General features: G+C 75.0%; 26 protein-coding genes. 9 read left to right on the forward strand and 17 right to left on the reverse strand.

The genetic code is table 11. The features are described 5' to 3' along the window. Positions 1 to 5: 5 nt before the first annotated feature. The 10 genes from ACA511_RS16240 to ACA511_RS16285 form a co-directional block, all read right to left on the reverse strand. Positions 6 to 494 (reverse strand): vitamin K epoxide reductase family protein, encoded by a 489-nt coding sequence (locus tag ACA511_RS16240; protein ID WP_375025156.1) that lies wholly within the window; start codon positions 492 to 494, stop codon positions 6 to 8. Positions 495 to 676: 182 nt separating this feature from the next. Beyond that, positions 677 to 1,489, reverse strand: a complete 813-nt coding sequence (trpA, locus tag ACA511_RS16245; protein ID WP_375025157.1) for a tryptophan synthase subunit alpha — start codon at positions 1,487 to 1,489, stop codon at positions 677 to 679. Then, positions 1,486 to 2,721, reverse strand: a complete 1,236-nt coding sequence (gene trpB / locus ACA511_RS16250; RefSeq protein ID WP_375025158.1) for a tryptophan synthase subunit beta — start codon at positions 2,719 to 2,721, stop codon at positions 1,486 to 1,488. The genes trpA and trpB overlap by 4 nt, the downstream gene beginning before the upstream one ends. A 121-nt stretch (positions 2,722 to 2,842) precedes the next feature. Then, a complete protein-coding gene (trpC, locus tag ACA511_RS16255; protein ID WP_375025159.1) occupies positions 2,843 to 3,649 on the reverse strand; it encodes an indole-3-glycerol phosphate synthase TrpC in 807 nt (268 codons plus the stop codon). Between the two features lie 333 nt (positions 3,650 to 3,982). Beyond that, positions 3,983 to 4,432 (reverse strand): DUF2752 domain-containing protein, encoded by a 450-nt coding sequence (locus ACA511_RS16260; protein ID WP_375025160.1) that lies wholly within the window; start codon positions 4,430 to 4,432, stop codon positions 3,983 to 3,985. Positions 4,433 to 4,817: 385 nt separating this feature from the next. Further along, positions 4,818 to 5,504 (reverse strand): response regulator transcription factor, encoded by a 687-nt coding sequence (locus tag ACA511_RS16265; protein WP_375025161.1) that lies wholly within the window; start codon positions 5,502 to 5,504, stop codon positions 4,818 to 4,820. After that, positions 5,501 to 6,100, reverse strand: a complete 600-nt coding sequence (locus ACA511_RS16270) for a Trp biosynthesis-associated membrane protein (RefSeq protein ID WP_375025162.1) — start codon at positions 6,098 to 6,100, stop codon at positions 5,501 to 5,503. The genes ACA511_RS16265 and ACA511_RS16270 overlap by 4 nt, the downstream gene beginning before the upstream one ends. After that, positions 6,097 to 6,480, reverse strand: a complete 384-nt coding sequence (gene hisI, locus ACA511_RS16275; RefSeq protein ID WP_375025163.1) for a phosphoribosyl-AMP cyclohydrolase — start codon at positions 6,478 to 6,480, stop codon at positions 6,097 to 6,099. The genes ACA511_RS16270 and hisI overlap by 4 nt, the downstream gene beginning before the upstream one ends. A gap of 107 nt (positions 6,481 to 6,587) precedes the next feature. Further along, a complete protein-coding gene (locus ACA511_RS16280) occupies positions 6,588 to 6,794 on the reverse strand; it encodes a cold-shock protein (protein WP_018657218.1) in 207 nt (68 codons plus the stop codon). Between the two features lie 248 nt (positions 6,795 to 7,042). Further along, the gene (locus tag ACA511_RS16285) at positions 7,043 to 7,726 is read right to left on the reverse strand and encodes a TIGR03085 family metal-binding protein (protein WP_375025164.1); all 684 of its coding nucleotides are present in this window, start codon (positions 7,724 to 7,726) and stop codon (positions 7,043 to 7,045) included. Positions 7,727 to 7,910: 184 nt separating this feature from the next. Between ACA511_RS16285 and ACA511_RS16290 the strand changes: the two genes are divergently transcribed. From ACA511_RS16290 to ACA511_RS16305, 4 genes are all read left to right on the forward strand, one after another. Then, the gene (locus tag ACA511_RS16290) at positions 7,911 to 9,698 is read left to right on the forward strand and encodes an ABC transporter ATP-binding protein (protein ID WP_375025604.1); all 1,788 of its coding nucleotides are present in this window, start codon (positions 7,911 to 7,913) and stop codon (positions 9,696 to 9,698) included. Further along, positions 9,695 to 11,485, forward strand: coding sequence for an ABC transporter ATP-binding protein (locus ACA511_RS16295; RefSeq protein WP_375025165.1), 1,791 nt, complete (start codon positions 9,695 to 9,697; stop codon positions 11,483 to 11,485). Before ACA511_RS16290 ends, ACA511_RS16295 begins: the two co-directional genes overlap by 4 nt. A 63-nt stretch (positions 11,486 to 11,548) precedes the next feature. Beyond that, a complete protein-coding gene (locus tag ACA511_RS16300; RefSeq protein WP_375025166.1) occupies positions 11,549 to 12,805 on the forward strand; it encodes a hypothetical protein in 1,257 nt (418 codons plus the stop codon). 95 nt (positions 12,806 to 12,900) lie between these two features. Further along, positions 12,901 to 13,362: a hypothetical protein gene (locus tag ACA511_RS16305; protein ID WP_375025167.1), complete on the forward strand. Its 462-nt coding sequence runs from the start codon at positions 12,901 to 12,903 to the stop codon at positions 13,360 to 13,362. 32 nt (positions 13,363 to 13,394) lie between these two features. Here ACA511_RS16305 and ACA511_RS16310 read toward each other — a convergent pair whose 3' ends face one another. Further along, entirely contained in the window at positions 13,395 to 14,030 is a 636-nt protein-coding gene (locus ACA511_RS16310; RefSeq protein ID WP_375025168.1) for a hypothetical protein, read from the reverse strand. Positions 14,031 to 14,156: 126 nt separating this feature from the next. On the opposite strand from ACA511_RS16310, the gene ACA511_RS16315 reads away from it, so the two are divergent. Together ACA511_RS16315 and ACA511_RS16320 are read left to right on the forward strand one after the other, a co-directional pair. Next, positions 14,157 to 14,492, forward strand: a complete 336-nt coding sequence (locus ACA511_RS16315; protein ID WP_375025169.1) for a hypothetical protein — start codon at positions 14,157 to 14,159, stop codon at positions 14,490 to 14,492. A gap of 19 nt (positions 14,493 to 14,511) precedes the next feature. Then, positions 14,512 to 15,690, forward strand: a complete 1,179-nt coding sequence (locus tag ACA511_RS16320; protein WP_375025170.1) for a winged helix DNA-binding domain-containing protein — start codon at positions 14,512 to 14,514, stop codon at positions 15,688 to 15,690. A 14-nt stretch (positions 15,691 to 15,704) separates the two neighbouring features. Here ACA511_RS16320 and ACA511_RS16325 read toward each other — a convergent pair whose 3' ends face one another. Next, entirely contained in the window at positions 15,705 to 16,292 is a 588-nt protein-coding gene (locus ACA511_RS16325) for a hypothetical protein (protein WP_375025171.1), read from the reverse strand. Positions 16,293 to 16,464: 172 nt separating this feature from the next. On the opposite strand from ACA511_RS16325, the gene ACA511_RS16330 reads away from it, so the two are divergent. From ACA511_RS16330 to ACA511_RS16340, 3 genes are all read left to right on the forward strand, one after another. After that, complete coding sequence (locus ACA511_RS16330) at positions 16,465 to 17,598, forward strand: acyl-CoA dehydrogenase family protein (protein WP_375025172.1); 1,134 nt, start codon at positions 16,465 to 16,467, stop codon at positions 17,596 to 17,598. Continuing rightward, entirely contained in the window at positions 17,598 to 18,545 is a 948-nt protein-coding gene (locus ACA511_RS16335; protein WP_375025173.1) for an acyl-CoA dehydrogenase family protein, read from the forward strand. The genes ACA511_RS16330 and ACA511_RS16335 overlap by 1 nt, the downstream gene beginning before the upstream one ends. A gap of 62 nt (positions 18,546 to 18,607) precedes the next feature. Next, a complete protein-coding gene (locus tag ACA511_RS16340; protein ID WP_375025174.1) occupies positions 18,608 to 20,236 on the forward strand; it encodes a CocE/NonD family hydrolase in 1,629 nt (542 codons plus the stop codon). A gap of 55 nt (positions 20,237 to 20,291) precedes the next feature. Here ACA511_RS16340 and ACA511_RS16345 read toward each other — a convergent pair whose 3' ends face one another. The 5 genes from ACA511_RS16345 to ACA511_RS16365 are packed head-to-tail and all read right to left on the reverse strand — an operon-like array spanning position 20,292 to position 23,499. Continuing rightward, positions 20,292 to 21,137: a RimK family alpha-L-glutamate ligase gene (locus ACA511_RS16345; RefSeq protein ID WP_375025175.1), complete on the reverse strand. Its 846-nt coding sequence runs from the start codon at positions 21,135 to 21,137 to the stop codon at positions 20,292 to 20,294. A gap of 16 nt (positions 21,138 to 21,153) precedes the next feature. Next, positions 21,154 to 21,915, reverse strand: coding sequence for an imidazole glycerol phosphate synthase subunit HisF (hisF, locus tag ACA511_RS16350; RefSeq protein WP_375025176.1), 762 nt, complete (start codon positions 21,913 to 21,915; stop codon positions 21,154 to 21,156). Between the two features lie 16 nt (positions 21,916 to 21,931). Next, positions 21,932 to 22,651, reverse strand: coding sequence for a bifunctional 1-(5-phosphoribosyl)-5-((5-phosphoribosylamino)methylideneamino)imidazole-4-carboxamide isomerase/phosphoribosylanthranilate isomerase PriA (priA, locus tag ACA511_RS16355; protein WP_375025177.1), 720 nt, complete (start codon positions 22,649 to 22,651; stop codon positions 21,932 to 21,934). 45 nt (positions 22,652 to 22,696) lie between these two features. Then, positions 22,697 to 23,332 (reverse strand): imidazole glycerol phosphate synthase subunit HisH, encoded by a 636-nt coding sequence (hisH, locus tag ACA511_RS16360; RefSeq protein WP_375025178.1) that lies wholly within the window; start codon positions 23,330 to 23,332, stop codon positions 22,697 to 22,699. Next, positions 23,329 to 23,499 (reverse strand): hypothetical protein, encoded by a 171-nt coding sequence (locus tag ACA511_RS16365; protein WP_375025179.1) that lies wholly within the window; start codon positions 23,497 to 23,499, stop codon positions 23,329 to 23,331. The genes hisH and ACA511_RS16365 overlap by 4 nt, the downstream gene beginning before the upstream one ends. Positions 23,500 to 23,501 lie beyond the last annotated feature (2 nt).

A 23,501-nucleotide genomic window follows, 5' to 3' on the forward strand; every position in this document is an offset into this window, starting at 1 on the left:
CGAGATTAGTCGACCTGACCGATCCGTCGGAATTCGTCGGCCAGGACGAGGAGGAACAGCAGGACGGTGACGGCGTGGACCCCGGTGCACCACAGGCAGATCTTGTGCAGGACCGCCAGCTCGACGGTGACCAGGTAGACGACGAACAGCACGCCCACCGAGACGGCCGCCACCCGCCCCCAGCGCAGCGGCGGCCACGTCGAGCGCAGCGCCCACGGCGTCAGCAGCGCGGCGAAACCCACGAAGAACGCCAGGCCGAGCAGCGGCATCGGGATGCCGAGCAGGCTGGAGTAGTCGCTCGTGGTGACCGCGTGGCAGTCGATCGTCGAGGTCGCCGAGCACACCAGCGCGCCCTCGTCGTAGTGGCTGATCGTCAGATAGACGGAGATCCCGAGCCCGCCGAGCGTCAGCAGCCAGGCGGCGATCTGGAACCACGCGGGCGGCGGCGGGGGCACCGCGCCGGCCCGGTTCTCGGCCGTCATCTCTTGCGTCATCGTGATCCTTCCGGGACCGCCTCCGCCGGCACGGCCGGCGATCACACCCTATTGGAGAGCGGCGGTACCACAAGCATGAACTCGGCGGGGCCCGGCCGGAGTTCCCGGCGGCGGGCAAAGCCCGCGCGGACGGACGTTTTTCCGCGTTCCGCGCGGGCCGCACCGGCCTGTCCGGAATGTGCTCAGCGGGCGGCGCGCACGCCCGCCGCCAGCTCCTCGGTGAGCGACCTGACGGCGGCCAGCCCGGACCCGAGGTCGGGCGCGTCCAGGACGCGGCGGATGAACGCCGACCCGACGATCACGCCGTCGGCGAAGCCGGCGACCTCGGCGGCCTGCGCGCCGGTGCCGACGCCGAGCCCGAGCCCCACGGGCAGCCCGGCGCCGCCCTTGTCGATGACCGCGCGGGTCCGCTCGACCAGGCGCGGCGCGCCGGTGTCGAGGGCGGAGCGGGCGCCGGTGACGCCCATCAGCGACGCCGCGTACACGAAGCCGCGGCACGCCCCGGTGATCGTCTCGATGCGCTCGTCGGTGGAGCTGAGCGCGACGAGGAACACCCGGTCGAGGTCGTGCTCCTCGGCCGCCTCCAGCCACTCGCCGCCCTCCTCGGGCGTGAGGTCGGGAGTGATCAGCCCCGACCCGCCGGCGGACGCGAGGTCGCGGGCGAACCGGCCGGCGCCGTAGCGGTCGACGGGGTTCCAGTACGTCATGACGAGGACGGGGACGCCGGCGGCGGCGACGGCCTCGACCGTGGTGAACACGTCGGCGACGCGGGCGCCGCCGACGAGGGCCTGGTGGACGGCGTCCTGGATGGTGGGGCCGTCCATCATCGGGTCGGTGTAGGGCAGGCCGATCTCGATGGCGTCGCAGCCGGCGTCGACCATGGTCTTCGCGGTCTCGATGGCGCCGTCGACCGTCGGGAACCCGGCGGGCAGGTAGCCGACGAGCGCGGCCCGCCCCTCGGCCTTCGCCTTGTCGTAGGCGGTCCGGACGCTCACTGGCCCTCACCCTCCGGCATCAGGCCGAAGAACGAGGCGGCCGTGTGCATGTCCTTGTCGCCGCGTCCGGACAGGCACACGAGGATCGTGGCGTCCGGGCCCAGCTCCCGGCCGACCTTGAGCGCGCCGGCGAGCGCGTGCGCGGACTCGATCGCCGGGATGATGCCCTCGGTGCGGCACAGCAGCGCGAACGCGTCCATCGCGTCCGCGTCGGTGATCTCGCGGTACTCGGCGCGGCCGGTGTCGTGCAGCCACGAATGCTCGGGGCCGACGCCCGGATAGTCGAGCCCGGCGGAGATCGAGTGGGTTTCGAGGGTCTGGCCGTCGTCGTCCTGGAGCAGGTAGGTCCGCATGCCGTGGATGACGCCGAGCGAGCCGCCGACCAGGGTCGCGGCGTGCTTGCCGGACGCGACGCCGTCGCCGCCCGCCTCGAACCCGTACAGCCGGACGGACTCGTCCGGGACGAAGGCGTGGAAGGTGCCGATCGCGTTGGAGCCGCCGCCGACGCAGGCGACGACCGCGTCCGGCAGGGCCCCGGTCATCTCGACGCACTGCCGGCGCGCCTCCACGCCGATGATGCGCTGGAAGTCGCGGACCATCATCGGGAACGGGTGCGGGCCCATCACGGACCCGATGCAGTAGTGGGTGTCGTCGACGGTGGCGACCCAGTCGCGGAACGCCTCGTTGCAGGCGTCCTTGAGGGTGCGGCTGCCGGTCCGCACCGGGATCACCTCGGCGCCCAGCATCCGCATCCGGGCGACGTTGAGGGCCTGCCGCTCGGTGTCGACCTCGCCCATGTAGACGGTGCAGGTCAGGTCGAGGAGGGCGGCCGCGGTGGCGGTCGCGACGCCGTGCTGCCCGGCGCCGGTCTCGGCGATGAGCCGCGACTTGCCCATCCGGCGGGTGAGCAGCGCCTGGCCCAGCACATTGTTGATCTTGTGGGAGCCGGTGTGGTTGAGGTCCTCGCGCTTCAGCAGCACGCGGGCGCCGCCCGCGTGCCCGGCGAAGCGCTTCGCCTCCGTCAGCAGGCTGGGACGCCCCGCGTAGTTGACGAGGAGGTCGTCGAGCTCCGCCGTGAAGCCGGGGTCGCGCTGGGCGGCCTCGAACTCGCGGGTCAGCTCGTCCAGCGCCGCCATCAGCGCCTCGGGCGCGAACCGGCCGCCGAAGCGGCCGAAGTGGCCGGTGGCGTCGGGTACGGCTCCAGCACCGCGCGCGGCGGTGTCCATGGTCATGGGAAAACTGGTCCTGTCGTGGGAGATGTGGCCGATCGGGTCAACTGGGGCGCGGACTAGCCCCGCCATCGCTCCCGGAGCGGTTCGACCTGCATGCCCTCACCTTATCCAGTCGGCCCGCTCAGCCGCTCTGCCGCAGCGCCGGGTGGGCCCCGGCGGCGACCAGGTCGGCGACCGCGGCGCGCGGATCCCGGCCGATGACCAGGCTCTCCCCCACCAGCACCGCGTCGGCGCCGCTGCTCGCGTACGCGAGCAGGTCGTGCGGCCCCCGCACCCCCGACTCCGCGATCTTCACGACGTCCTTGGGGATCGTGGGCGCGACCCGGGCGAACACCCCCCGGTCGACCTTCAGGGTGCGCAGGTCCCGGGCGTTCACGCCGACGACCTTGGCGCCCGCCTCCACGGCCCGCGCCGCCTCCTCCTCGGTGTGCGCCTCGACGAGCGGGACCAGCCCGATCGACTCGGCCCGCTCGATCAGCGACACCAGGGCGTCCTGCGGCAGCGCCGCCACGATCAGCAGCGCCATGTCGGCGCCCGCCGCACGCGCCTCCCACAACTGGTAGGAGGTCACGATGAAGTCCTTGCGCAGGACGGAGACGCCCACATTGGCGCGGACGTCCGCGAGATCGACGAGACTGCCGCCGAACCGGCGCCGCTCCGTCAGCACACTGATCACCTTGGCGCCGCCGGCCTCGTAGTCGCGGGCCAGCGCCGCGGGATCGGCGATCGCGGCGAGCGCGCCCTTCGACGGACTGCTGCGCTTGACCTCCGCGATGACCGAGACACCCGGGCCGCGCAGCGCCGCCAGCGCATCCCGCGGCGCCGGGGCGCCCGCCGCCTGCTCCTTGAGGGCGCCGAGCGGGACCTCGCGCTGCCTGTCGGCGAGATCGGCCCGGACGCCCTCGATGATCTCGTCCAAAACGCTCAAGGTCCCAGGCCCCCTATTTCAGGTCGTTCCGTGCACTATATCTACCGGGGGGGCGACCCCCCGACCCCCCGTTGCGACGCAGGCTGTGCTTGCCCAGGGGGGCGACCCCCTGGAACCCCCGTTGCGTTGTTTGCCCAGGGGGGCGACCCCCTGGAACCCCCGTCACGACGCAGGCGATCCTCACGCCGCTGTTGCGGTCTGTCTTGCCTGTGCTGGTGTGTGTGGCGTCGCTGCGGTCGCCTGCGTCGGCGGGCATGCCCGCTGCGCTCGCTTGCGCTCGCTCCGCGTGCCTGCCCGTGGCCGCCGGCTGAGGTTCAACCACCGAGGATGGGGTCAGGGGGCTAGGGCGTGGGCGAAGGGCAGATTGCGGACGACCCAGTAGACGATCACCAGTCCCAGGAACGAGTACACCACCGGCTGCTTGAAGAGCACGGTGCGCATCGGTAGCCCTTGCACCGTCCTGACCGTCCACCGCACGTAGAGGTAGCCGAAGACCGGCAGCATCACGAACAGGAGCGGGTTGAGCCCGAAGGCGGCGCCCACGTCCCCGTGGGTCAGGGCGTAGACGAGGCGCGTCATGCCGCAGCCGGGGCAGTAGAAGCCGGTCATCATCAGGAACGGGCAGCCCGGATAGTGACCCGCCTCGTTCGGATCGCCCCGGAGCGCCACGGCCAGCGACCCCGCGACCACGCCCCCGAGCACCGCCGCCTGCGGCAGCAGCCCCCGCATCCCCCCGCGCGGCGACGTCTCGTGCACATGCGAAGGAACACCCAGCCGAGTCACACCGCCCACGATAAGCGACCCCGCCCCGGCACCCCGACCCCCGGCGTCGGGACACGAAGCTCAGCCCCCGAAACATATGGGCAGGCACGCGCAGCCAGCACAGCCGAGCCGGCAGAGCACGGGCAGGCACGCGCAGCGAGCGCAGCCGGTACCGACCTCGACCGGCGGAGCAGGGGCGAGCGCGAGCGAGCGCAGCCCGTATTGACCTCAGCCGGCGGCCACGGGCAGGCACGCGGAGCGAGCGCCAGCGAGCGCAGCGGGCATGCCCGCCGACGCAGGCGACCGCAGCGACGCCACACACACCCGCACGGGCAGGACAGACCGCAACAGCGGCGTGAGGATCGCCTGCGTCGCAACGGGGGTTCCAGGGGGTCGCCCCCCTGGGTCAAACGTCTCCCCGGTCTAGGACGTAGCCGATGCCTCGGACGGTTCTTATGGGGCTGCCTTCGCCGAGTTTGGCGCGGAGTTGGGCTACGTGGACGTCCACCGTGCGGCTTCCGGCGCCGGCGCCGGGGCCCCAGGCGGCGTCTAGGAGTTGTTCGCGGGTGAAGACGCGGCCCGGGTTGGCCATGAGGAATTCGAGGAGGTCGAATTCGGTGACGGTGAGGGTGACGCGGCGGTCGCCCGTGACGGCGGTGCGGTCGTGGGGGTCCAGGGCGATCGAGCCGGCGCGCAGAGGGGCGGGGGTGCCGGGGGCGGCGCCTGCGGGTGTGCCGCGGCGGAGGGCCTCGGCGACGGCGCCGACCAGGACGCGGGGGCCGAACGGGCGGTCGACGCGGTGGGCGCCGAGCGTGCGGGCGACGGCGGGGTCGAGGGGGCCGGTGACGGCGACGACGGGGGCGGGGCGGGCGGCGTCGGCGACGCGGCGGTAGAGGTCGGCGGGCAGCGCGGCGGTGGACAGGTCGAGGACGACGACGTCGGGGCGGGTGCGCTCGGCCGCGGCGGGCGCGCGGGCCGGGTCGGCCTCGATCTCGACGTCGTAGCCCTCCCGGGCGAGGTAGCGGCGCTGCAGTTCGGCGACGGCGGGGTCGTGCTCGGCCACGAGCACGAGTCCGCCGCCGTCGGCGGTCATGCCCGCTCGTCGCGGGCGGCGGTCGGGTCCTCGCCGCGGTCGAGGGAGCGCCACATGGCGGACGGGTCGTCCGGCGCGGCGGGCGCGGGCGCGGCGGGGCCGGGCGTGCCCGCCCGCTCGTAGCGGGACGACATGCCGGGCCAGCGGGCGCCGCGGACGGCGGTGACGATCCCGGCGACGGCCAGCAGGACGCCGCCGGTGACGGAGACCATCCACCACAGGTTGACGTCCAGGGCGGGGTCGGCGCCGAGTTTCAGCAGGGCGCTCTTGTCGCCGGCGGCGGACAGCACGTTCGGGCGCTGGACGGCGGCGGCCGAGGCGTAGGCGATCCCGGCGCCGAACAGGGCGATGAGGACGCCGACGCCCGCGCGCACACGGCCGCGGGTGGCGAACAGGGCGGCGAGCCCGGCGAGGCCGGCCCAGCCGAGGGCGCCCGGCGCGCCGCCGAGGTCGCCGCCGGTGAGGGCCTGGGTGAACGGGGTGATGGCGTCCTCGGCCTTGACGGCGGCCCAGGTGCGCCCGGCGGCGAGCAGGGCGAGACCCGCGCCGGCGGCGCACAGCAGCGCCGCCAGGCCGCGTTCGCGCCCGGGCGTCATGAGACCGGCTCGGGGCGTTCCCCGACGGCGGCGTCGAGGACGTCGGCGTCCCAGCAGGTGCGGTCGCCGGTGTGGCAGGCGCCGCCGACCTGGTCGACCTGCACGAGGACGGCGTCGGCGTCGCAGTCCAGCGCGACGGACTTGACCCACTGCTGGTGGCCGGAGCTCTCGCCCTTCACCCAGTACTCCCGCCGGCTGCGCGACCAGTAGGTGCAGCGGCCGGTGGTGAGCGTGCGGTGCAGGGCCTCGTCGTCCATCCAGCCGAGCATGAGCACCTCGCCGGTGTCGTACTGCTGGGCGATGGCGGGCACGAGACCGTTCGGATCGCGCTTCAGCCGCTCCGCGATCTTCGGATCCAGGTGGGACGCTGGTACGGACATGCCGGAAGTTTATGGGGCGCCCGGCGCCCCGCGAACGGCCCCCCGGGGGAAACGAAAGGGCCCGCTCCCCGGCGGAGGGAACGGGCCCGGACGTACGACTGCGGGTGTTACAGGGGGACGACCTGGTCGGCCTGCGGACCCCGGTTACCCTGCGTCACTTCGAACTGGACGCGCTGGTTCTCGTCCAGCGTGCGGTATCCGGAGGACTGGATGGCCGAGTAGTGCACGAAGACGTCGGGACCGCCGCCGTCTACGGCGATGAATCCGAAGCCCTTCTCGGCGTTGAACCACTTCACGGTGCCCTGCTGGGGCATGTCTTTCTCCTTGCGGCAAAACCTGGGCCCACACCTCGCGGGCCCGCGCGGTCGCTGCGGAACGCTCTCGCCTCCCGGTACGGTCCCGGAAAAGCCAAAACGCCCGCTGCCATCAGTCCGCGGGCGTCTGCACGATCGAGAACCACGACTGCAACCGACGGGGCCACAGTATCACCGGTTCCGCGCAAAGCGGAGGAGCCGCAAGGCACGTGATTCTCCTTCCGGTGAACCATGCCGTTACCTGCCCGTTAAAGACTCCAACCGGTCTCGGTCAGGCTCTTGACAGCGTCCGTGTCCCCGGTGAGTCGGACGTCCGCGACGTCCCGGCGGCCCAGTGCCCACAGGACGAGTTCGCCGACGGGGCCGTGCACGCGCACGGCTCCGCGCGCGTTCCGGGGTGCGCCGCGGCCGCGGCCGGACACGCGGAGCGCGCGGCCGTCCGGTTGCACCAGCGTGACCTCGACCTGAACTTTTCTTAGGACAAAGCGGGCAATTCTTATCCGTCGCCAGAGCACTTCCCCGAGTTCCGGCGAGATGTCCCGGCGCTCCCAGTCGGGACGCGCCCGCAGGACGTCCTCATGGTGCACAAAGAACTCGACACCGTTCGCGTTTTTGTCGACTCCCGGAAGCGCGTACGGGGAGAACTTCGCCGGTCCGTCCCGAAACCGTTCCACCAGCCGGTCGAACGGCACGGCGCGCGCCGTGCGCCGCCGGACGCGCTCGGTGTAGGAGGACAGCGGGGACAGCAGTATTCCCGGGGCGGCGTCGGGGCGGTTCTCCCGGACGACCAGATGGGCGGCCAGATCGCGGGCGCTCCAGCCGGCGCATTTCGTGGGCGCGTCCGGCCCCGCCTCCGCCAGCGCGGCGGCGAGCAGCAGCCGCTCGCGCCGGACGGGGCCGGGACCGGCCGGACCGCCCTCGGGTGTGATCATCATCCGATCGTAGGCGGTGCCGGGATGCCCGGGAATAAGCGCCGTGCCCGGATGGTAGGCAATGTGCAGGCCCGTGGGTTCCCTCATCCCCGTCGCGGGGGCGCGTCCCGGGCACCGCCGTGATCGAGGAGTCGCCGTGCCACCTGCGTCCAGACGCGTCAGCCCCCATGTGCTGAGGGAGGGCATGGCCGTGCTGTGGGTCGCGGTCAAGGCCGAGCCGCGGGTGTTCACCGTGTCGGTGCTCGCCAGCGCCCTGTACGCGGCGATGACCGTGGCGACCGCGCGGGTGCTGGGCTGGGCGACCGAGGAGGTCGTCCTGCCGGCGTTCGAGTCGGGGCGCACGACGGCCGGGGCGCTGGCCGGCGCCGCCGCGCTCGTCATGGCGGTGGCGCTGCTGAAGGCGCTCGGCGTCGCGGGGCGCCGGTTCTACGCGGGCCTCATGCAGTACCGGATGCAGGCGTCCTACCGCCGCGCGGTGACCCGGCAGTACCTGCGGCTGCCGCTGGCCTGGCACCACCGGCACCCGACCGGGCAGCTGCTGTCGAACGCCAACGCCGACGTGGAGGCGGTGTGGGCGCCGATCGCGCCGCTGCCGATGGCGGTCGGCGTGGTGTTCATGCTGCTGATCTCGGCGGTGTCGATCCTGGCGACGGACGTGGTGGTGGCCGCGGTCGGCTTCCTGGTCTTCCCGGCCGTCGCGCTGATCAACATCGTGTACCAGCGGCGGCTGTCGCCGGTGGCGACCCGCGCGCAGCAGCTGCGCGCCGAGGTCAGCGAGGTGGCGCACGAGAGCTTCGAGGGCGGCCTGGTGGTCAAGACCCTCGGCCGGGAGGCGGCCGAGACCCGGCGGTTCCAGGAGCGCGCGGAGGCGCTGCGGGACGCCAACATCGCGGTCGGCCGGATCCGCGGGCTGTTCGACCCGGTGCTGGAGGCGCTGCCGAACCTCGGCGTCCTCGCCGTCCTGCTGATCGGGTCGCTGCGGCTGCGGTCGGGCGCGATGTCTCCGGGCGACCTGGTGAACGTCGCGTACCTGTTCACGCTGCTGTCGTGGCCGATCCGGGCGCTCGGCTGGGTGCTCGGCGAGGTGCCGCGCAGCATCGTCGGGTGGGAGCGGGTCCGCGGCGTGCTGGACGCGAGCGGCTCCCTCCCGTACGGGGACGGCGCGGTGGGCGGCTCCGGCGAGGCGACCGAGCTGGAGGTCCGCGAGGTCCGGTTCGCCTACGGGACCGAGGCGGAGCGGCACGTCCTGCACGACGTGTCGTTCGCCGCGTCCCCGGGCCGGACGATCGCGGTGGTCGGCCCGACCGGCTCCGGCAAGTCGACGCTGACCTCGCTGCTGGTCCGGCTGGTCGACCCGGCGGACGGCTCCGTCCTGCTGGACGGCGTCGACCTGCGCGACGTCCGGCGCGGCGGGATCGCGGCGACGGCGGCGCTCGTCCCGCAGCAGACGTTCCTGTTCGACGACACCGTGCGCGGCAACGTGACGCTCGGCCTGGACGTGCCGGACGAGCGGGTCTGGGAGGCGCTCCGCCTCGCCCAGGCCGAGGGGTTCGTCGCGGCGCTCCCCGCCGGCCTCGACGCGCTGGTGGGCGAGCGCGGCGCGACGCTGTCGGGCGGGCAGCGGCAGCGGCTCGCGCTGGCCCGCGCGGTGGTGCGGCGGCCCCGGCTGCTCGTCATGGACGACGCGACGTCCAGCGTGGACCCGCAGGTCGAGGCGCGCATCCTGCAGAGCCTGCGGGAGGCGCAGTCCGGCGAGGCGGGCGGCGCGACCGTCGTGGTCGTCGCCTACCGCAAGGCCACGATCGCGCTGGCCGACGAGGTCGTCTACATGGAGCACGGCCGCGTCGTCGCGCGCGGCGCGCACACGGACCTGCTGGACAGGTCGGAGGGCTACCGCAACCTCGTCAACGCCTACGAGCGTGCCGAGGCGGAGCAGGAGGCCGTCGAGGGCGGCGAGGGGGCACTGGCATGACGGCTCTGAACGGCCTGGACACCGCGTCGACGACCGAGGGCGCGATCAGCACGCTCAAGCGGGGGCTGCGGCTCACCCCGGAGTTCGGCGCGGGACTCGCCGGGACGATCGCGCTCGCGGTGGTGTCCACGGCGGGCCGCGTGGTGGTGCCGATCGCCGTCCAGCAGACGATCGACAAGGGGCTCGGCCGCGCCGGCGGCCCCGACATCGCCTTCATCCGGACGGCGGTGCTGCTGTGCGCGGCCGCCGTGCTGGTGACGGCCGTGTGCGCGTACCTGATGAACGTGCGGCTCTACCGGACGTCCGAGGGCGGCCTCGCGGCGCTGCGGGTGAAGGCGTTCCGGCACGTCCACGACCTGTCGATGCTCACCCAGAGCGGGGAGCGGCGGGGCGCGCTGGTGTCGCGGGTGACGAGCGACGTCGACCAGATCAGCCAGTTCATGCAGTCCGGCGGGCTGATGTTCATCGTGTCGATCGGGCAGCTGCTCGTGGCGAGCGTGCTGATGCTCGTCTACTCGTGGCAGCTGGCGCTGCTGGTGTGGGTCGCGTTCCTGCCGCTGGCGTTCGCGCTGCGCCGCTTCCAGCGGATCCTGTCGGCGGCCTACTTCCGGGTGCGCGAGCGCATGGGCGACCTGCTCGCCGCGGTCGGCGAGTCGGTCGTGGGCGCGCCGGTCATCCGCGCGTACGCCGCCGAGGAGCGCACCGGCCGCCGGGTGGACGAGACCGTGGAGGCCTACCGGTCGGCGCAGACCCGCGCGCAGGCGATGGTCTCGCTGACGTTCCCGGTCAGCGAGCTGGTGGCCGCCCTGGCGACGGCCGCCGTCGTCATCGCGGGCACCCTGCTCGGCATCGCGGGCGAGGTGTCGGCCGGGCGGCTGGTCGCGTTCCTGTTCCTCGTCACCCTGTTCGTCAGCCCGATGCAGACGGCCACCGAGGTCCTGAACGAGGCGCAGAACGCGATCGCCGGCTGGCGCCGCGTGCTCGGCGTGCTGGACACCGCCCCGGACGTCGCCGACCCGGGCGACGCGGGCCGGACGCTGCCGCGCGGCCCGATCGAGGTGCGGTTCGAGTCGGTGGGGTTCGCCTACCCGGGCGGCCCGCGCGTCCTGCACGACGTGACCGCGGGCATCGCGCCGCGCAGCCGCGTGGCGATCGTCGGCCAGACCGGGTCGGGGAAGACGACGTTCGCCAAGCTCCTCACCCGCCTCATGGACCCCGTCTCGGGCCGCGTCCTCGTGGACGGGGTGCCGCTGACGGACGTCCGCTTCTCGTCCCTGCGGGAGCGGATCGTGATGGTGCCGCAGGACGGGTTCCTGTTCGACGCGTCCCTCGGCGACAACATCCGCTACGGGAGACCCGGCGCGTCCGACGGGGACCTCGTCCTCGCGCTCACCGAGCTGGGCCTCGCCGACTGGCTGGACGGCCTCCCGCAGGGCCTCGGCACGCCGGTCGGGCAGCGCGGCGAGTCCCTGTCGGCCGGCGAGCGGCAGCTCGTCGCGCTCGCCCGCGCCTACATCGCCGACCCGGACCTCCTCGTCCTGGACGAGGCGACCTCGGCCGTCGACCCGGCCACCGAGGTCCGCATCCAGCGGGCCCTGGACGGCGTCACGCGCGGCCGCACCGCGGTCGCCATCGCGCACCGCCTGTCCACCGCCGAGGCGGCCGACGAGGTGATCGTGTTCGAGGCGGGGCGCATCGTCCAGCGCGGCCCGCACGCGCGGCTCGTCGCCGAACCCGGCGTCTACGCCGACCTGCACGCCTCCTGGGCCGCGCAGCGGGAGATGTGACGGACATGACGACCTGGGGTAAAGCACTTGCCCGTTATCTGGTCTAGTGCGCATTCTGGCGGGGTGAGCAACGAGGTCGTGTTGGAATCGGCGGGCACGCTGCACGGTCAGCTGCAGCGGGGGCTCGGAAGGGCCGCGCGGCGCGCGGCGGACAGGCCGGGGGCGGGCGAGTACGTGTACGCCTGCGTCCGGCGGGATCCGCGGTGGGACCGCCAGTGCGAGTCGCGGCGGCTGTACTACGCCCGGTTGATGGTGGATCTGGAGTTGCCGGCCGGGCCGGTGGCCGAGCATCTGTTCGACCCGTCCGACCACACCGATCCCGACGAGTGGCGGGTCGACCTGGCGCTGGGCGTGCTCGCTGACCTGGTGCGGCTGAGCCGGCGCGAGGCGGCGCGGCCGCTGCGGCGGTACGCCGAGGAGGGCGCGCAGTGGTTCGACGCCGTGACCGAGCTCATCGACCTTGAGGACCCGTCCCTGGCGACCGGTTTGGACGAGCTGGTGGCGGCGCGGTGCGACGACGCCGACCTGGAGATGCTGATCCCGTCCCGGCGCAACCCGGTGATCGAGGCGTGGGCGGAGCGGCAGCCGCGGGTGGCGCGGGCGCTGGAGCGGCAGCGGGCGGCCGGGCGGGCGGCGCGCCGCGCGATGGCCGCGGCCCCCGGGCGGGACGCGCAGAGCGAGGCGGAGCTGCTGGACCTGGCGCGGCGGCGCGGCGAGGGCGCGATCGCGGCGATCTTCGAGCTGGGGCGGCGGCGCACGCCGGCGCTGCTCGACCTGGCCGAGGAGCTGCTGCCGCAGCGGCCGAGCCGGTTCGGCGGCGCGGTGTGCCGGGCGCTGCGCGAGTACGGGCCCGAGACGCTGCCGCGGGCGCGGGCGTGGGCGGCCGAACGCGGCGGCTGCGCCGACATGGGCCTGCGCATCCTCGCCCGGTACGGCACCCGCCAGGACATCCCGCTGCTCATGGACGAGCTGCGCGGGGCCGTCGCCCGGCGGGAGTGGGGCGGCGCCGCCGGCCCGATCGAGGGACTGGGACGGCTGCGCGCGGGCGAGGCCGTCCCCCTGCTGAAGACCGCTTGGACCGAGTCGACCTACGCCTACCTGAGACCCCGCATATTGACCGCGTTGACGAGAACGGCCCCGCACACGGCCGAGTCCTACACCGCCGAGGGGCTGTGGGACTGCGAGGAGGGCGTGCGCGCCGAGGCGGCCCGGTCCGCGCCGCTCACCCGCGACACGGGGCTGCGGCTGCGGCGGCTGCACCAGGACGGCGCGGAGGATCCGGACGTCCGCGCCGCGGCGGGCGCCCGGCTGATGGCCTGACCCCGGGCGGCCGGGGGCGGGTCCGGTGAACCCGGCCGGGGCGGGGTGCGTATTCATTCCTCGAATCGCGCTTTTCACCCCGGAGAGGAATGGCGATGGGTTCCCGACACCCCCTCGGCCCGATCACGCTGCCGCGAGTGAGGACGGCGCTGCTGTGCGCGGCGGTGCTGGCGGCGCCGCTCGCCGCCGGCTGCTCCGCGAAGTCGGACGCCTCGTCCGGCGGGAGGACCGCGAAACCGGCCGACCTCCAGGAGCTGGCCCGGCAGACCGACTGCAAGGTGACCGGCACGCGCAAGGTCAAGGATCTGGAGCAGGGGAACTGCAAGACCTCGCGCGGGCAGTACGTCCTGCTCAGCTTCACCACGGACGACGGCATGAACTCCTGGCTCCGCGAGGCCAAGCCGTGGGGCGGGTGGTACCTGGTGGGGGCCCGCTGGGTGGCGGTCAGCCAGAAGCCGACGCTGGAGTCGCTCCGCACGGACCTCGGCGGAGAGATCGTCCAGGGCGACCACCACGGCGGCGGGCACGGCGGCGGCCACAGCGGCGGGCACAGCTGAGCCCTGCGGCGCGGGCGCGCCGGCCGGACCTGTCAGCCGGGCGGGCCCTCCTCGCCGCGGACCAGCAGGACGCTCCAGCGCTCCAGGGCGGGGCCGGCGCGGGCCAGCACGCGCCGCGCGGCCAGTCCGCGGCCGATGACGCCCGGGTGCCACAGCGGGTGCCCGGGGCCGTCCACGACGACCCGGACGGCGGCGACCGGCAGCCCGCCGGCCCGCGCGGCGACGATGGCCGACTCCATGTCGGCGACGCGCGCGCCCCGCGCGGCCAGCACGGCCCGCTCCCCGCCGCGGACGACGTGGTCGGTGGTGACGAGGGGGCCGACCTGCGCGCTCAGCCCGTCCCTGATCAGCTCCCCGGCGAGCAGGCGCGGCGCGCTGCACGGCACCGCGGCGCCGCCGGGGCCGCGGATCTCGTCGGCGACGAGGACGTCGCCCGGCCGCAGCCGCTCGTCGAGCGCCCCGCCGAAGCCGACGGTGACGAGCGCGGCGCACGCGTCCGGCAGCCGGGCCGCGCGCCGCGCGCGGTACCCGACGACCACGACGGGCGTCCGGCTGAGCCCGCGCCGGACCGCGCGGGCCTCGATCCGCAGCGCGGCGCACACGACCGGGCCGACCACCGCGGCCTCCACGGCCCCGTCCCCGCTCACCGGGGCGCTGTCGGTACTCACCCGGCCAGCGAAGCACGGTGTCACCGGGTAGATCCAGCCGCGTCACCGCGCGGTACCACATTCGCGCCGGACGGATCCGCCTCGGGGAGGGTCCGGGCCGCCCGGCGCGCCCGTAGACTCCGCGGCATGACCTCCTTTCCCCTCCGGCGGAAGCTGGCCGTCCTCCCCCTCGTCCTGCTGCCGCTCGGCGCGCTGGCCGCGTGCGGCGGCGAGAACAGCAAGACGTCCTGCGGCGTCGACTCCTGCACGGTGACCTTCGACCGGGGCGTCGACGCGAGCGCGTCCGTCCTCGGCGTCAAGGCCGAGCTCGTGAAGGTGCAGGGCGAGACGGTCACCCTCAAGGTCGCGGGCCAGACGTTGACGGTGCCGGTGGGCGACGGCGAGCAGGCCGAGGGGTTCAACGTCTCGGTCCAGTCGGTCACCGCGGACAATGTGGTGGTGAAGATCTCCAACAGCGGCTGAGCCGGTCTAAGCTTCGTACATGCGTTCGATGAACACGGCGGAGCGGCGGGCCCGGCTCGCGCTCCGCCACCGGCTCGCCCCGCACGCCCGGACCGACGACGTCCTCGACATCGCGCGGTCCATGGTGGTGCTGCACGCCACCGATCCCGCCACGGTGTTCCTTTCCGTCGCGGCCCGCAGCGCCGGCGCCGTCCCCGCCGCGGTCGAGCGGGCCCTGTACGACGACCGCACGCTGCTGCGCATGCTCGCGATGCGGCGGACGATGTTCGTCGCGCCCACCGAGCTGGTGCCGGTGCTCCAGGCGTCCACGGCGAACGGGCTCGCCGTCAAGCAGCGCGCCGTCTACGCCCGGTTGATCGAGCGCGGCAGCGACATCCGGGACGTCCCGTCGTGGTTCGCCGAGGCCGAGGAGGCGGCGCACAAGGCGCTGCTGGCGCGCGGCGAGGCGACGGGCGCCCAGCTCAGCGCCGACGTCCCGCTCCTGCGGACGCAGGTCGACCCGGCGCCCGGCAAGTCCTACTCGCGGCCCACGAGCGTCACCACCTGGATCCTCGTCACGCTCGGCTGCGCGGGCCGCATCGTGCGGGGGCGGCCGAACGGGTCGTGGATCAGCAGCCAGTACAGGTGGTCGCCGGTCGAGGCGTGGCTGCCCGGCGGCGTCGCGGACGTCCCGGCCGCCGAGGCCCGCGCCGGGCTGGTCCGCCGCTGGCTGCGCGCGTTCGGCCCCGCCCCGGTCGCCGACCTCAAGTGGTGGACGGGCTGGAACGCCGGCGACGTCAAGAAGGCCCTCGCGCTCCTCGACGTCACCGAGGTCGACCTCGGCGGCGGCACCACCGGAGTCGTCCTATCCGACGACCTGGAGCCCGCGGCCGCGCCGGAGCCGTGGGCGGCGCTGCTGCCCGCGCTCGACCCGACGCCGATGGGCTGGCAGGAGCGCGGCTGGTTCCTCGGCGGGCACGGCCCGGCGCTGTTCGACCGCAACGGCAACATCGGCCCGTCGATCTGGTGGGACGGGCGCGTCGTCGGCGGCTGGGCGCAGCGCAAGGACGGCGAGATCGCCGTCCGCGTCCTGGAGGACGTCGGCGCCGACGCCGAGGCGGCGATCGAGCGGGAGGCGGCGCGCATGGCGGCCTGGTACGGCGACGTCCGCGCGACCCCCCGCTTCCGCACCCCGCTGGAGCGCGAGCTCACGTCCTGACCCGGCCGGGACCCTCAGTGCCCGGCCGCGGCGGCGCGGCGCTCGGCGGCGCCGCGGCGGACGAAGGCGACCGCGAAGCTCAGGCCCGCGAGCCCGCCGAGTCCGAGGGCGGCGAGGACGGCGAAGCCGAGGTAGGCGTCCACGGTGTCGTCCGGCGCCACCAGGATCGGGCCGTCCGCGCCGCGGCAGGTCAGCAGCCCCGCCCCGGTCACCGGCGCGGTGAACGTGGCCGTGTACCGGTGGGCGGGGCGCTCGGCCGCGCTCCAGGAGTTCTTGCGCGTCAGCCGGAGGGGCCCGGACCGCTCGCCCACCTCGACGCCGCAGCGGTAGGGCGTCGAGCCGCCGGTGCGGACGTAGAGGAAGTAGCCGTGGCCCTCGGAGAGCCTGACCCGCACCCCGGCGACCGGGTCGCCGGCCGCCGCCGGGCCGTCCGCGGCACGGGAGTCGTCCCACAGGAGCGCGAGCGCCGCCAGGAAGCCCGCCGCGGCCACGAGCACCAGGACGGCGGGCAGCGCGTACCAGCCCGCGCCCGGCGAGACGGGCCGCCGCTCCGGGGCCCAGGGGCGCCTCGCCTGCCCCGGCTCCGTGCGCGGAGGTCCCATCGGCGGGTTCGGCCCGGGCCACATCTCGTGTTCGCCCCCTGGGGGTCGGGTGGTGGGAGGGCAACGATTCCAGAGAACGCCGTCCACCGCCAAGGACGAGGCCCGGTAAGGGCCCGCTGACGGGCGGCCGGGGGCGCGTCGGTAACGTCGCCCCGAGACCGAGGAGGCGCGCGTGGCCACACCGTCCGGACTGGAACCGGGGACGTTCCCCCCGCAGACCGCCGAGCTGCGGGCCGCGGTACGGGAGTTCCTCGCGCGGACGCCGTTCACGGCCCGCTGCGACAGCTGGCTCACCGGCGCGGACCCCGGGTTCAGCCGGCGGCTCGGCGAGCGCGGCTGGCTCGGCATGACCCTGCCGGAGCGGTACGGCGGGCACGGGCGCTCCCCGCTGGAGCGGTTCGCGGTGATCGAGGAGCTGCTGGCGGCCGGGGCGCCCGTGGGCGCGCACTGGATCGCCGACCGGCAGACCGGGCCGGGCATCCTCGCGAACGGGACCGAGGAGCAGAAGACGCGGTTCCTGCCGGCGATCGCGCGCGGCGAGTGCTTCTTCGCGATCGGGATGAGCGAGCCCGACTCCGGGTCGGACCTCGCGTCCGTCCGCACCCGCGCCGTCCGCGCGGAGGGCGGCTGGCGGCTGCACGGCACCAAGGTGTGGACGAGCGGCGCCCACCTCGCCCACGCGCTCCTCGTCCTGGCCCGCAGCGCGCCGCGGACCGGCGACCGGCACGCGGGGCTGACCCAGTTCATCGTCCCGCTGCCGGACGAGCGGGTGGCGGTCCGGCCGATCCGGGGCCTGTCCGGCGAGCACCACTTCAACGAGGTCGTCCTCGACGGCGCGTACGTCCCCGACGCGATGGTGCTCGGCCGCCCCGGGGACGGCTGGCGGCAGGTCACCGCCGAGCTGGCCTACGAGCGCAGCGGCCCGGAGCGGCTGCTCAGCACGTTCCTGCTCGTCCGGCTGCTGCACGGCCGCGCGGACGGCCCGGCGGCGCGGCGCGCGCTCGGCCGGCTGACCGCGCGGCTGTGGTCGCTGCGGCAGGCGTCCCTGGCGGTCGCCGGCGCCCTCGACGCCGGGCTGACCCCCGACGTGCCCGCGGCCCTGGTGAAGGACCTCGGGACGCGGTTCGAGCGCGAGGTCGTCGAGGTCGTGCGGGAGCACGCGGGCGTGGAGCCCGACCCCGCCTCCCCCGACCCGCTGGCCCGCGCGCTGGCGGAGTCGGTCGTCCAGACGCCCGGGTTCACGCTGCGGGGCGGCACCAACGAGATCCTGCGCGGAATCGTCGCGCGCGGCCTGGGAGTGCGCTGATGGGGCTGCTGGAGGAGACCGCGAACGAGATCCTCTCCGGGGACGGGCCGTGGGCGGCGCTGGTGGAGTCGGGCCTCGCGCTCGCCGGGGTGCTGGAGGAGGCGGGCGGCAGCGGCGGGACCTCGGCGGACGCCGCCGCCGTGCTCCGCGCGTCCGGGTACCACGCCGTCTCCGTCCCCCTCGCCGAGACGGGCGGGCTCGCCGGGCGGCTCCTCGCCGACGCCGGGCTGCCGGTCCCGTCCGGCGTCCTCACGGCGGCCGCCGGCGACGTCCGGATCGGCGGCGGCCGGACGCTGACCGGGACGCTGCGGCGCGTTCCCTGGGCGCGCTCCGCGCACCGCCTCGCCGTCCTGGCGGACGGGTTCGTCGCGGTGGTCGATCCGGCGCGCGCGCAGATCACCGAGGGGGCGAACGTGGCGGGCGAGCCCCGCGACGACGTCGTCCTGTCCGGGGTCGAGGCGGAGGCCGTGGCGCCGTGCGGCGTCGACGCGGCGGAGCTGCGGCGGCGCGGGGCGCTGGCGCGGGCCGTGCAGCTCACCGGGGCGATGGCGCGGGCGCTCGACCTGTCGGTGCGCCACGCGGGCGAGCGCGAGCAGTTCGGGCGGCCGGTCGGGCGGTTCCAGGCCGTCCAGCAGATGCTCGCCGAACTCGCCGGCGAGGCCGCGGTCGCGGACGTCGCGGTCCGCGCCGCCGTGCGCGCCCCGGACGACCCGGTCGCGGTGGCCGCCGCCAAGGCGAACGCGTCCCGCGCGGCGGGCACGGTCGCCGCGATCGCGCACCAGGTCCACGGCGCGCTCGGCGTCACCGGGGAGCACGTCCTGCACCGGGTCACGCTGCGGCTCTGGTCCTGGCGGGACGAATACGGAAACGAGACCGCATGGGCGGACGAACTGGGCGCCTCGGCGGCCGCCGCACCCGATCCATGGGCGTTCATCACCGGCCCCTGACGGTTGCGGCCCCCGTCCGCGGTTACGTTGCTAGTCGGCAGTGAACCCCGGACGGAGGCGGCATGGCGCTTGGGCTCCCCCACCCGCGAGGGCTGTCGCGTTACACCGTCGAGCGCGACCTGCCGGCGGTCATGCCGGACGGCGTGACGCTGCTCGCCGACCGGTACGTCCCCAGCGGCGTCGAGCGCCCGCCCACCATCCTCGTGCGGACCCCCTACGGGCGGCGCGGACCGGCCGCCCTCGCCAACGGGCTCCCGTTCGTCCTGTTCGGTTTCCAGCTGGTCGTGCAGAGCGCGCGCGGGACGTCCGGCTCCGGCGGCGAGTTCGACCCGCTCGGCAGCGAACGCGACGACGGGCTCGCCACCGTCGAGTGGATGAAGCGGCAGCCCTGGTTCCACGGCACGTTCGCCACCTTCGGCCCCAGCTACCTCGGCTACTCGGCGTGGGCGATCGCCGCCGAGGCGGGGCCCGAGCTGAAGGCGATGTCGCTGCAGATCACCGCGTCGTCCTTCCGGGACGCCGCCTACGTGGGCGGGTCGTTCGCGCTGGAGTCCACGCTGTCCTGGACCGACCTCACGCACCGGCAGCAGCGGCCGCTCGGCATGCTGACCGCGCCGCTCACGTCCCGGCGGCGCGCCGTCCGGGCGGCGCGGTCCGGCCGCCCCCTCGCCGAGCTGGACGTGCTGGCCGGCGGCAGGCCCATGCGCTTCTACCAGGACCTCCTCGCCAACCACGCCGCCGCGCGCGGCTACTGGGACCGGCGCGACTTCAGCGGCGCCGTCGGCCGGGTCGCGGCGCCCGTCACCCTCCTCGGCGGCTGGTACGACGTGTTCCTGCCGTGGCAGATCAAGGACTACCTCGCGCTGCGCGCCACCGGCCACGACCCGTACCTGACCATCGGCCCGTGGTGGCACACCGACGCCCGGCACGGCCTGCCGAGCATCCGCGAGTCGCTCGCCTGGTTCCGCGCCCACCTGCTGGGCGACCCGTCCGGGCTGCGCCCCGACCCCGTCCGCGTCTACGTCACCGGCGCCCGCGAATGGCGGCACTACACCGACTGGCCGCCGCCGGGCGCCCGGCAGGTGCGCTGGCACCTGCACGCGGGCCCGCCGGACCGGCGCGGCCTCGGCGAGGACGGCCCGCAGGACCACCCGGCGAGCACCTACACCTTCGACCCGGCCGACCCGACGCCCGCGCTCGGCGGCCCCACCCTCCTCGGCAGCTCGCGTCCCGTCGACAACCGCCCGCTGGAGCGGCGCCCGGACGTCCTCGTGTTCACCTCGCCCGCCCTGTCCGCCGACCTGGACGTGATCGGCCCGGTCGGCGCCGACCTGTTCGTCCGCTCCGACCGCGAGCACACCGACTTCGTCGTCCGGCTCTGCGACGTCGCCCCGGACGGGACGTCCCGCAACGTCTGCGAGGGCGGCCTGCGCCTGCCCTCCCCCGCCGAGAAGCCCGCCGGCGCGGACGGCGTCCGCCGCATCGCCGTCGACCTGTGGCCCACCGGCCACCGCTTCGCGCGCGGCCACCGGGTCCGCGTCCACGTCACCAGCGGCGCCCACCCCAAGGTCGCCGCGAACCCCGGCACCGGCGCGCCCCTCGCCACCACCGCGACCCGCATGCTCAAGGCCCGCCAGGAGGTCTTCCACGACCCGGACCGGCCGTCCGCGATCATCCTCTCGTGCCTCTAGCGGCGGCGATCGCCGCAACGCCCCGGCGCCGCGCGCGCCGGCCCGCGGCCCCGGGTCAGAGGCGGGCGGCTATCGCCTTGGCGAAGCGGGCGGCGCTGCCGGGGCCGTGCTGGAGGTAGAGGTTGGGTTCGGTCAGTTCGAGTTCGATGATGAGCGGATCGCCGTCCGGGCCGGGGACGAGGTCGACGCGGGCGTAGAGCAGATCGCGGCCGCCGGGGACGGCCGCCAGGGCGCGGTGCGCGACATCGAGTTCGGCCCCGGTCGCGGCGGACGCGGTGACCCGGCCGCGCGTCGCGTCGCCGCGGACGGAGCCTTCGACGCCCGCGCCCGCGGTGAGGATCCGGGCCTTGCGCCCGGCGTGGCTGTACTCGCCGTCGCAGAAGACCAGGGCCGTCTCGCCGGCGGTGTCGACCGCGGACAGGTACGGCTGGACCATCGCCGTCCGGCCCGCCTCGCGCAGCGAGCGCAGGTGGGCGCGGGCCCGCTCCTCCTCCCCCGCCCCCCAGCGCGCCGTGTCGCCGGACCCGACGGACACCGCGGGCTTGATCACGTACTCGGGCCAGCCGGACGGGACGTCGTCGGGGTCCCAGAGGGTCGGGACGACCGGCAGCCCGGCGGCGGCGAGGTCGCGTAGGTAGCGCTTGTCGGTGTTCCAGCGGATGACCCCGGCCGGGTTCAGGACGCGCGGCAGGCGCTCCGCCCACGCCGTGAACTCGTCGCGCCGGGACGTGTAGTCCCACGTGGAGCGGACGACGACCAGGTCGTAGCGGGACCAGTCGGCGTCGCCGTCCCAGATGACGGGTTCGGCGGCGACGCCCAGGGCGGCGCACGCGGCGATCAGGGTCCGGACGTCGTCGCTTCCCTCGGGCAGCAGCGAACAGGTCGCGAACGCGATGGTCATGCGGGGGGCTTCCTTCTCAGCGGACGGGGCTGCCGGCCTCGCGCAGGGCCGTCTTGACCTCGGAGATCGTCAGCTCCCCGAAGTGGAACACGCTGGCGGCGAGGACGGCGTCCGCGCCCGCGGCCACCGCCGGCGCGAAGTGGGCCGCGGCCCCCGCGCCGCCGCTCGCGATCACCGGGACCGTCACCGTCTCCCGGACGCGGCGCAGCATCTCCAGGTCGAACCCGGCCTTGGTGCCGTCGGCGTCCATCGAGTTCAGCAGGATCTCCCCGACGCCCAGCTCCGCGCCGCGGCGGGCCCACCCGATCGCGTCGATGCCCGTCCCCTCGCGGCCGCCGTGCGTGGTGACCTCGAAGCCCGACTCCGTCCCGGCCGCGCGGCGCGCGTCCACCGACAGGACCACGCACTGCGATCCGAAGCGGTGCGCGGCCTCCCGCAGGAACTCCGGCCGCGCGATCGCGGCCGTGTTCACCGACACCTTGTCGGCGCCCGCGCGCAGCAGGCGGTCGACGTCCTCGACCGTGCGGACGCCGCCGCCGACCGTCAGCGGGATGAACACCTCCTCGGCGGTGCGGCGCACCACGTCGTAGGTGGTCGAGCGGTCGGCGCTGGACGCGGTGATGTCCAGGAACGTCAGCTCGTCGGCGCCCTCGGCGTCGTAGCGGCGCGCCAGCTCCACCGGGTCGCCCGCGTCCCGCAGGTTCTGGAAGTTGACGCCCTTCACGACGCGCCCGGCGTCGACGTCCAGGCACGGGATGACCCGCACGGCAACGGTCACTTCACGGCCTCCACGGTCACTTGACGGCCTCCAGGGCCTCTTCCAGCGTGAACGCCCGCGCGTACAGCGCCTTGCCGACGATCGCGCCCTCGACGCCGTCCGGGACGAGCCCGGCCAGCGCCCGCAGGTCGTCGAGCGAGGAGACGCCGCCGGACGCGACGACGGGCTTGGCGGTCCGCGCGCAGACCTCGCGGAGCAGCCCGGTGTTGGGGCCGCGCAGCGTCCCGTCCTTGGTGACGTCGGTGACCACGTAGCGGGGGCAGCCGTCGTCCTCCAGCCGGGCGAGGACCTCCCACAGGTCGCCGCCCTCCCGCGTCCAGCCGCGCGCGGCGAGCGTCGTGCCCCGCACGTCCAGCCCCACCGCGATCTTGTCGCCGTGCGAGGCGATGATCTTGCGGCACCACTCGGGGTCCTCCAGCGCGGCGGTGCCGATGTTGACGCGGGCGCACCCGGTGGACAGGGCCGCCTCCAGCGACGCGTCGTCGCGGATGCCGCCGGACAGCTCCACCCGCACGTCCAGCCGCCCGGTCACCTCGGCGAGCAGCTCCCGGTTGGAGCCGCGCCCGAACGCGGCGTCCAGGTCGACCAGATGGATCCACTCCGCCCCCGCCCGCTGCCAGGCGAGCGCCGCGTCGAGGGGGGCGCCGTAGGAGGTCTCGGTGCCGGCCTCGCCCTGCACCAGGCGGACCGCCCGGCCGTCGGCGACGTCGACCGCGGGAAGGAGCGTCAAAGTCATGCGGAAACCCTATCGAGGCAGATGGGACGGGGCGGTGGGGCGGTCTCAGGCCAGCGTGCCGAGCCAGTTGCGCAGCAGGTGCGCGCCGGCGTCGCCGGACTTCTCCGGGTGGAACTGGGTGGCGCACAGCGGGCCGTTCTCGACGGCGGCGACGAAGCGGTCGCCGTGCTCGGCCCACGTGACCAGCGGCGCCGGGATGGTGCCGGTCGGGTCGGCCGCCAGGTCCCAGCTGCGGGCGGCGTAGGAGTGGACGAAGTAGAACCGCGCGTCCGCGAGGCCGTCGAACAGGACGGAGCCCTCGGGGGCGTCGACCGTGTTCCAGCCCATGTGCGGGACGACCGGCGCGTTCAGCCGGTCGACCGTGCCCGGCCACTCGTCGCAGCCCTCGGTGGTCACGCCGTGCTCGATGCCCTTGCCGAACAGGATCTGCATGCCGACGCAGATGCCGAGGACGGGGCGCCCGCCCGCGAGGCGGCGGCCGATGAGCTGGTCGCCGCGGACCGCGCGCAGGCCCGCCATGCAGGCCGCGAACGCGCCCACGCCGGGGACGACCAGGCCGTCGGCGGCCAGCGCGGCGTCCCAGTCGGCGGTGACGGTCACCTCGGCGCCGGCGCGGGCCACGGCGCGCTCGGCCGAGCGCAGGTTGCCGGAGCCGTAGTCCAGGACGACGATCTTCGTCACAGCCACATCACGCCCCCGGCGAACACCAGCCCGGCGAGCACGAGCAGGATCAGCGCGCCGACCTTGATGCCCTGCTTGATGAAGCTGTAGACGCCGGCGAGCAGGAACACCGCGACGGCGAAGACCACGGCGTTGCCGTAGGTGAAGTGCAGGTCACCGATCTCCACGG

Source organism: Actinomadura sp. GTD37 (assembly GCF_041951365.1).
In the GTDB taxonomy this organism is placed as follows: Bacteria; Actinomycetota; Actinomycetes; order Streptosporangiales; family Streptosporangiaceae; genus Spirillospora.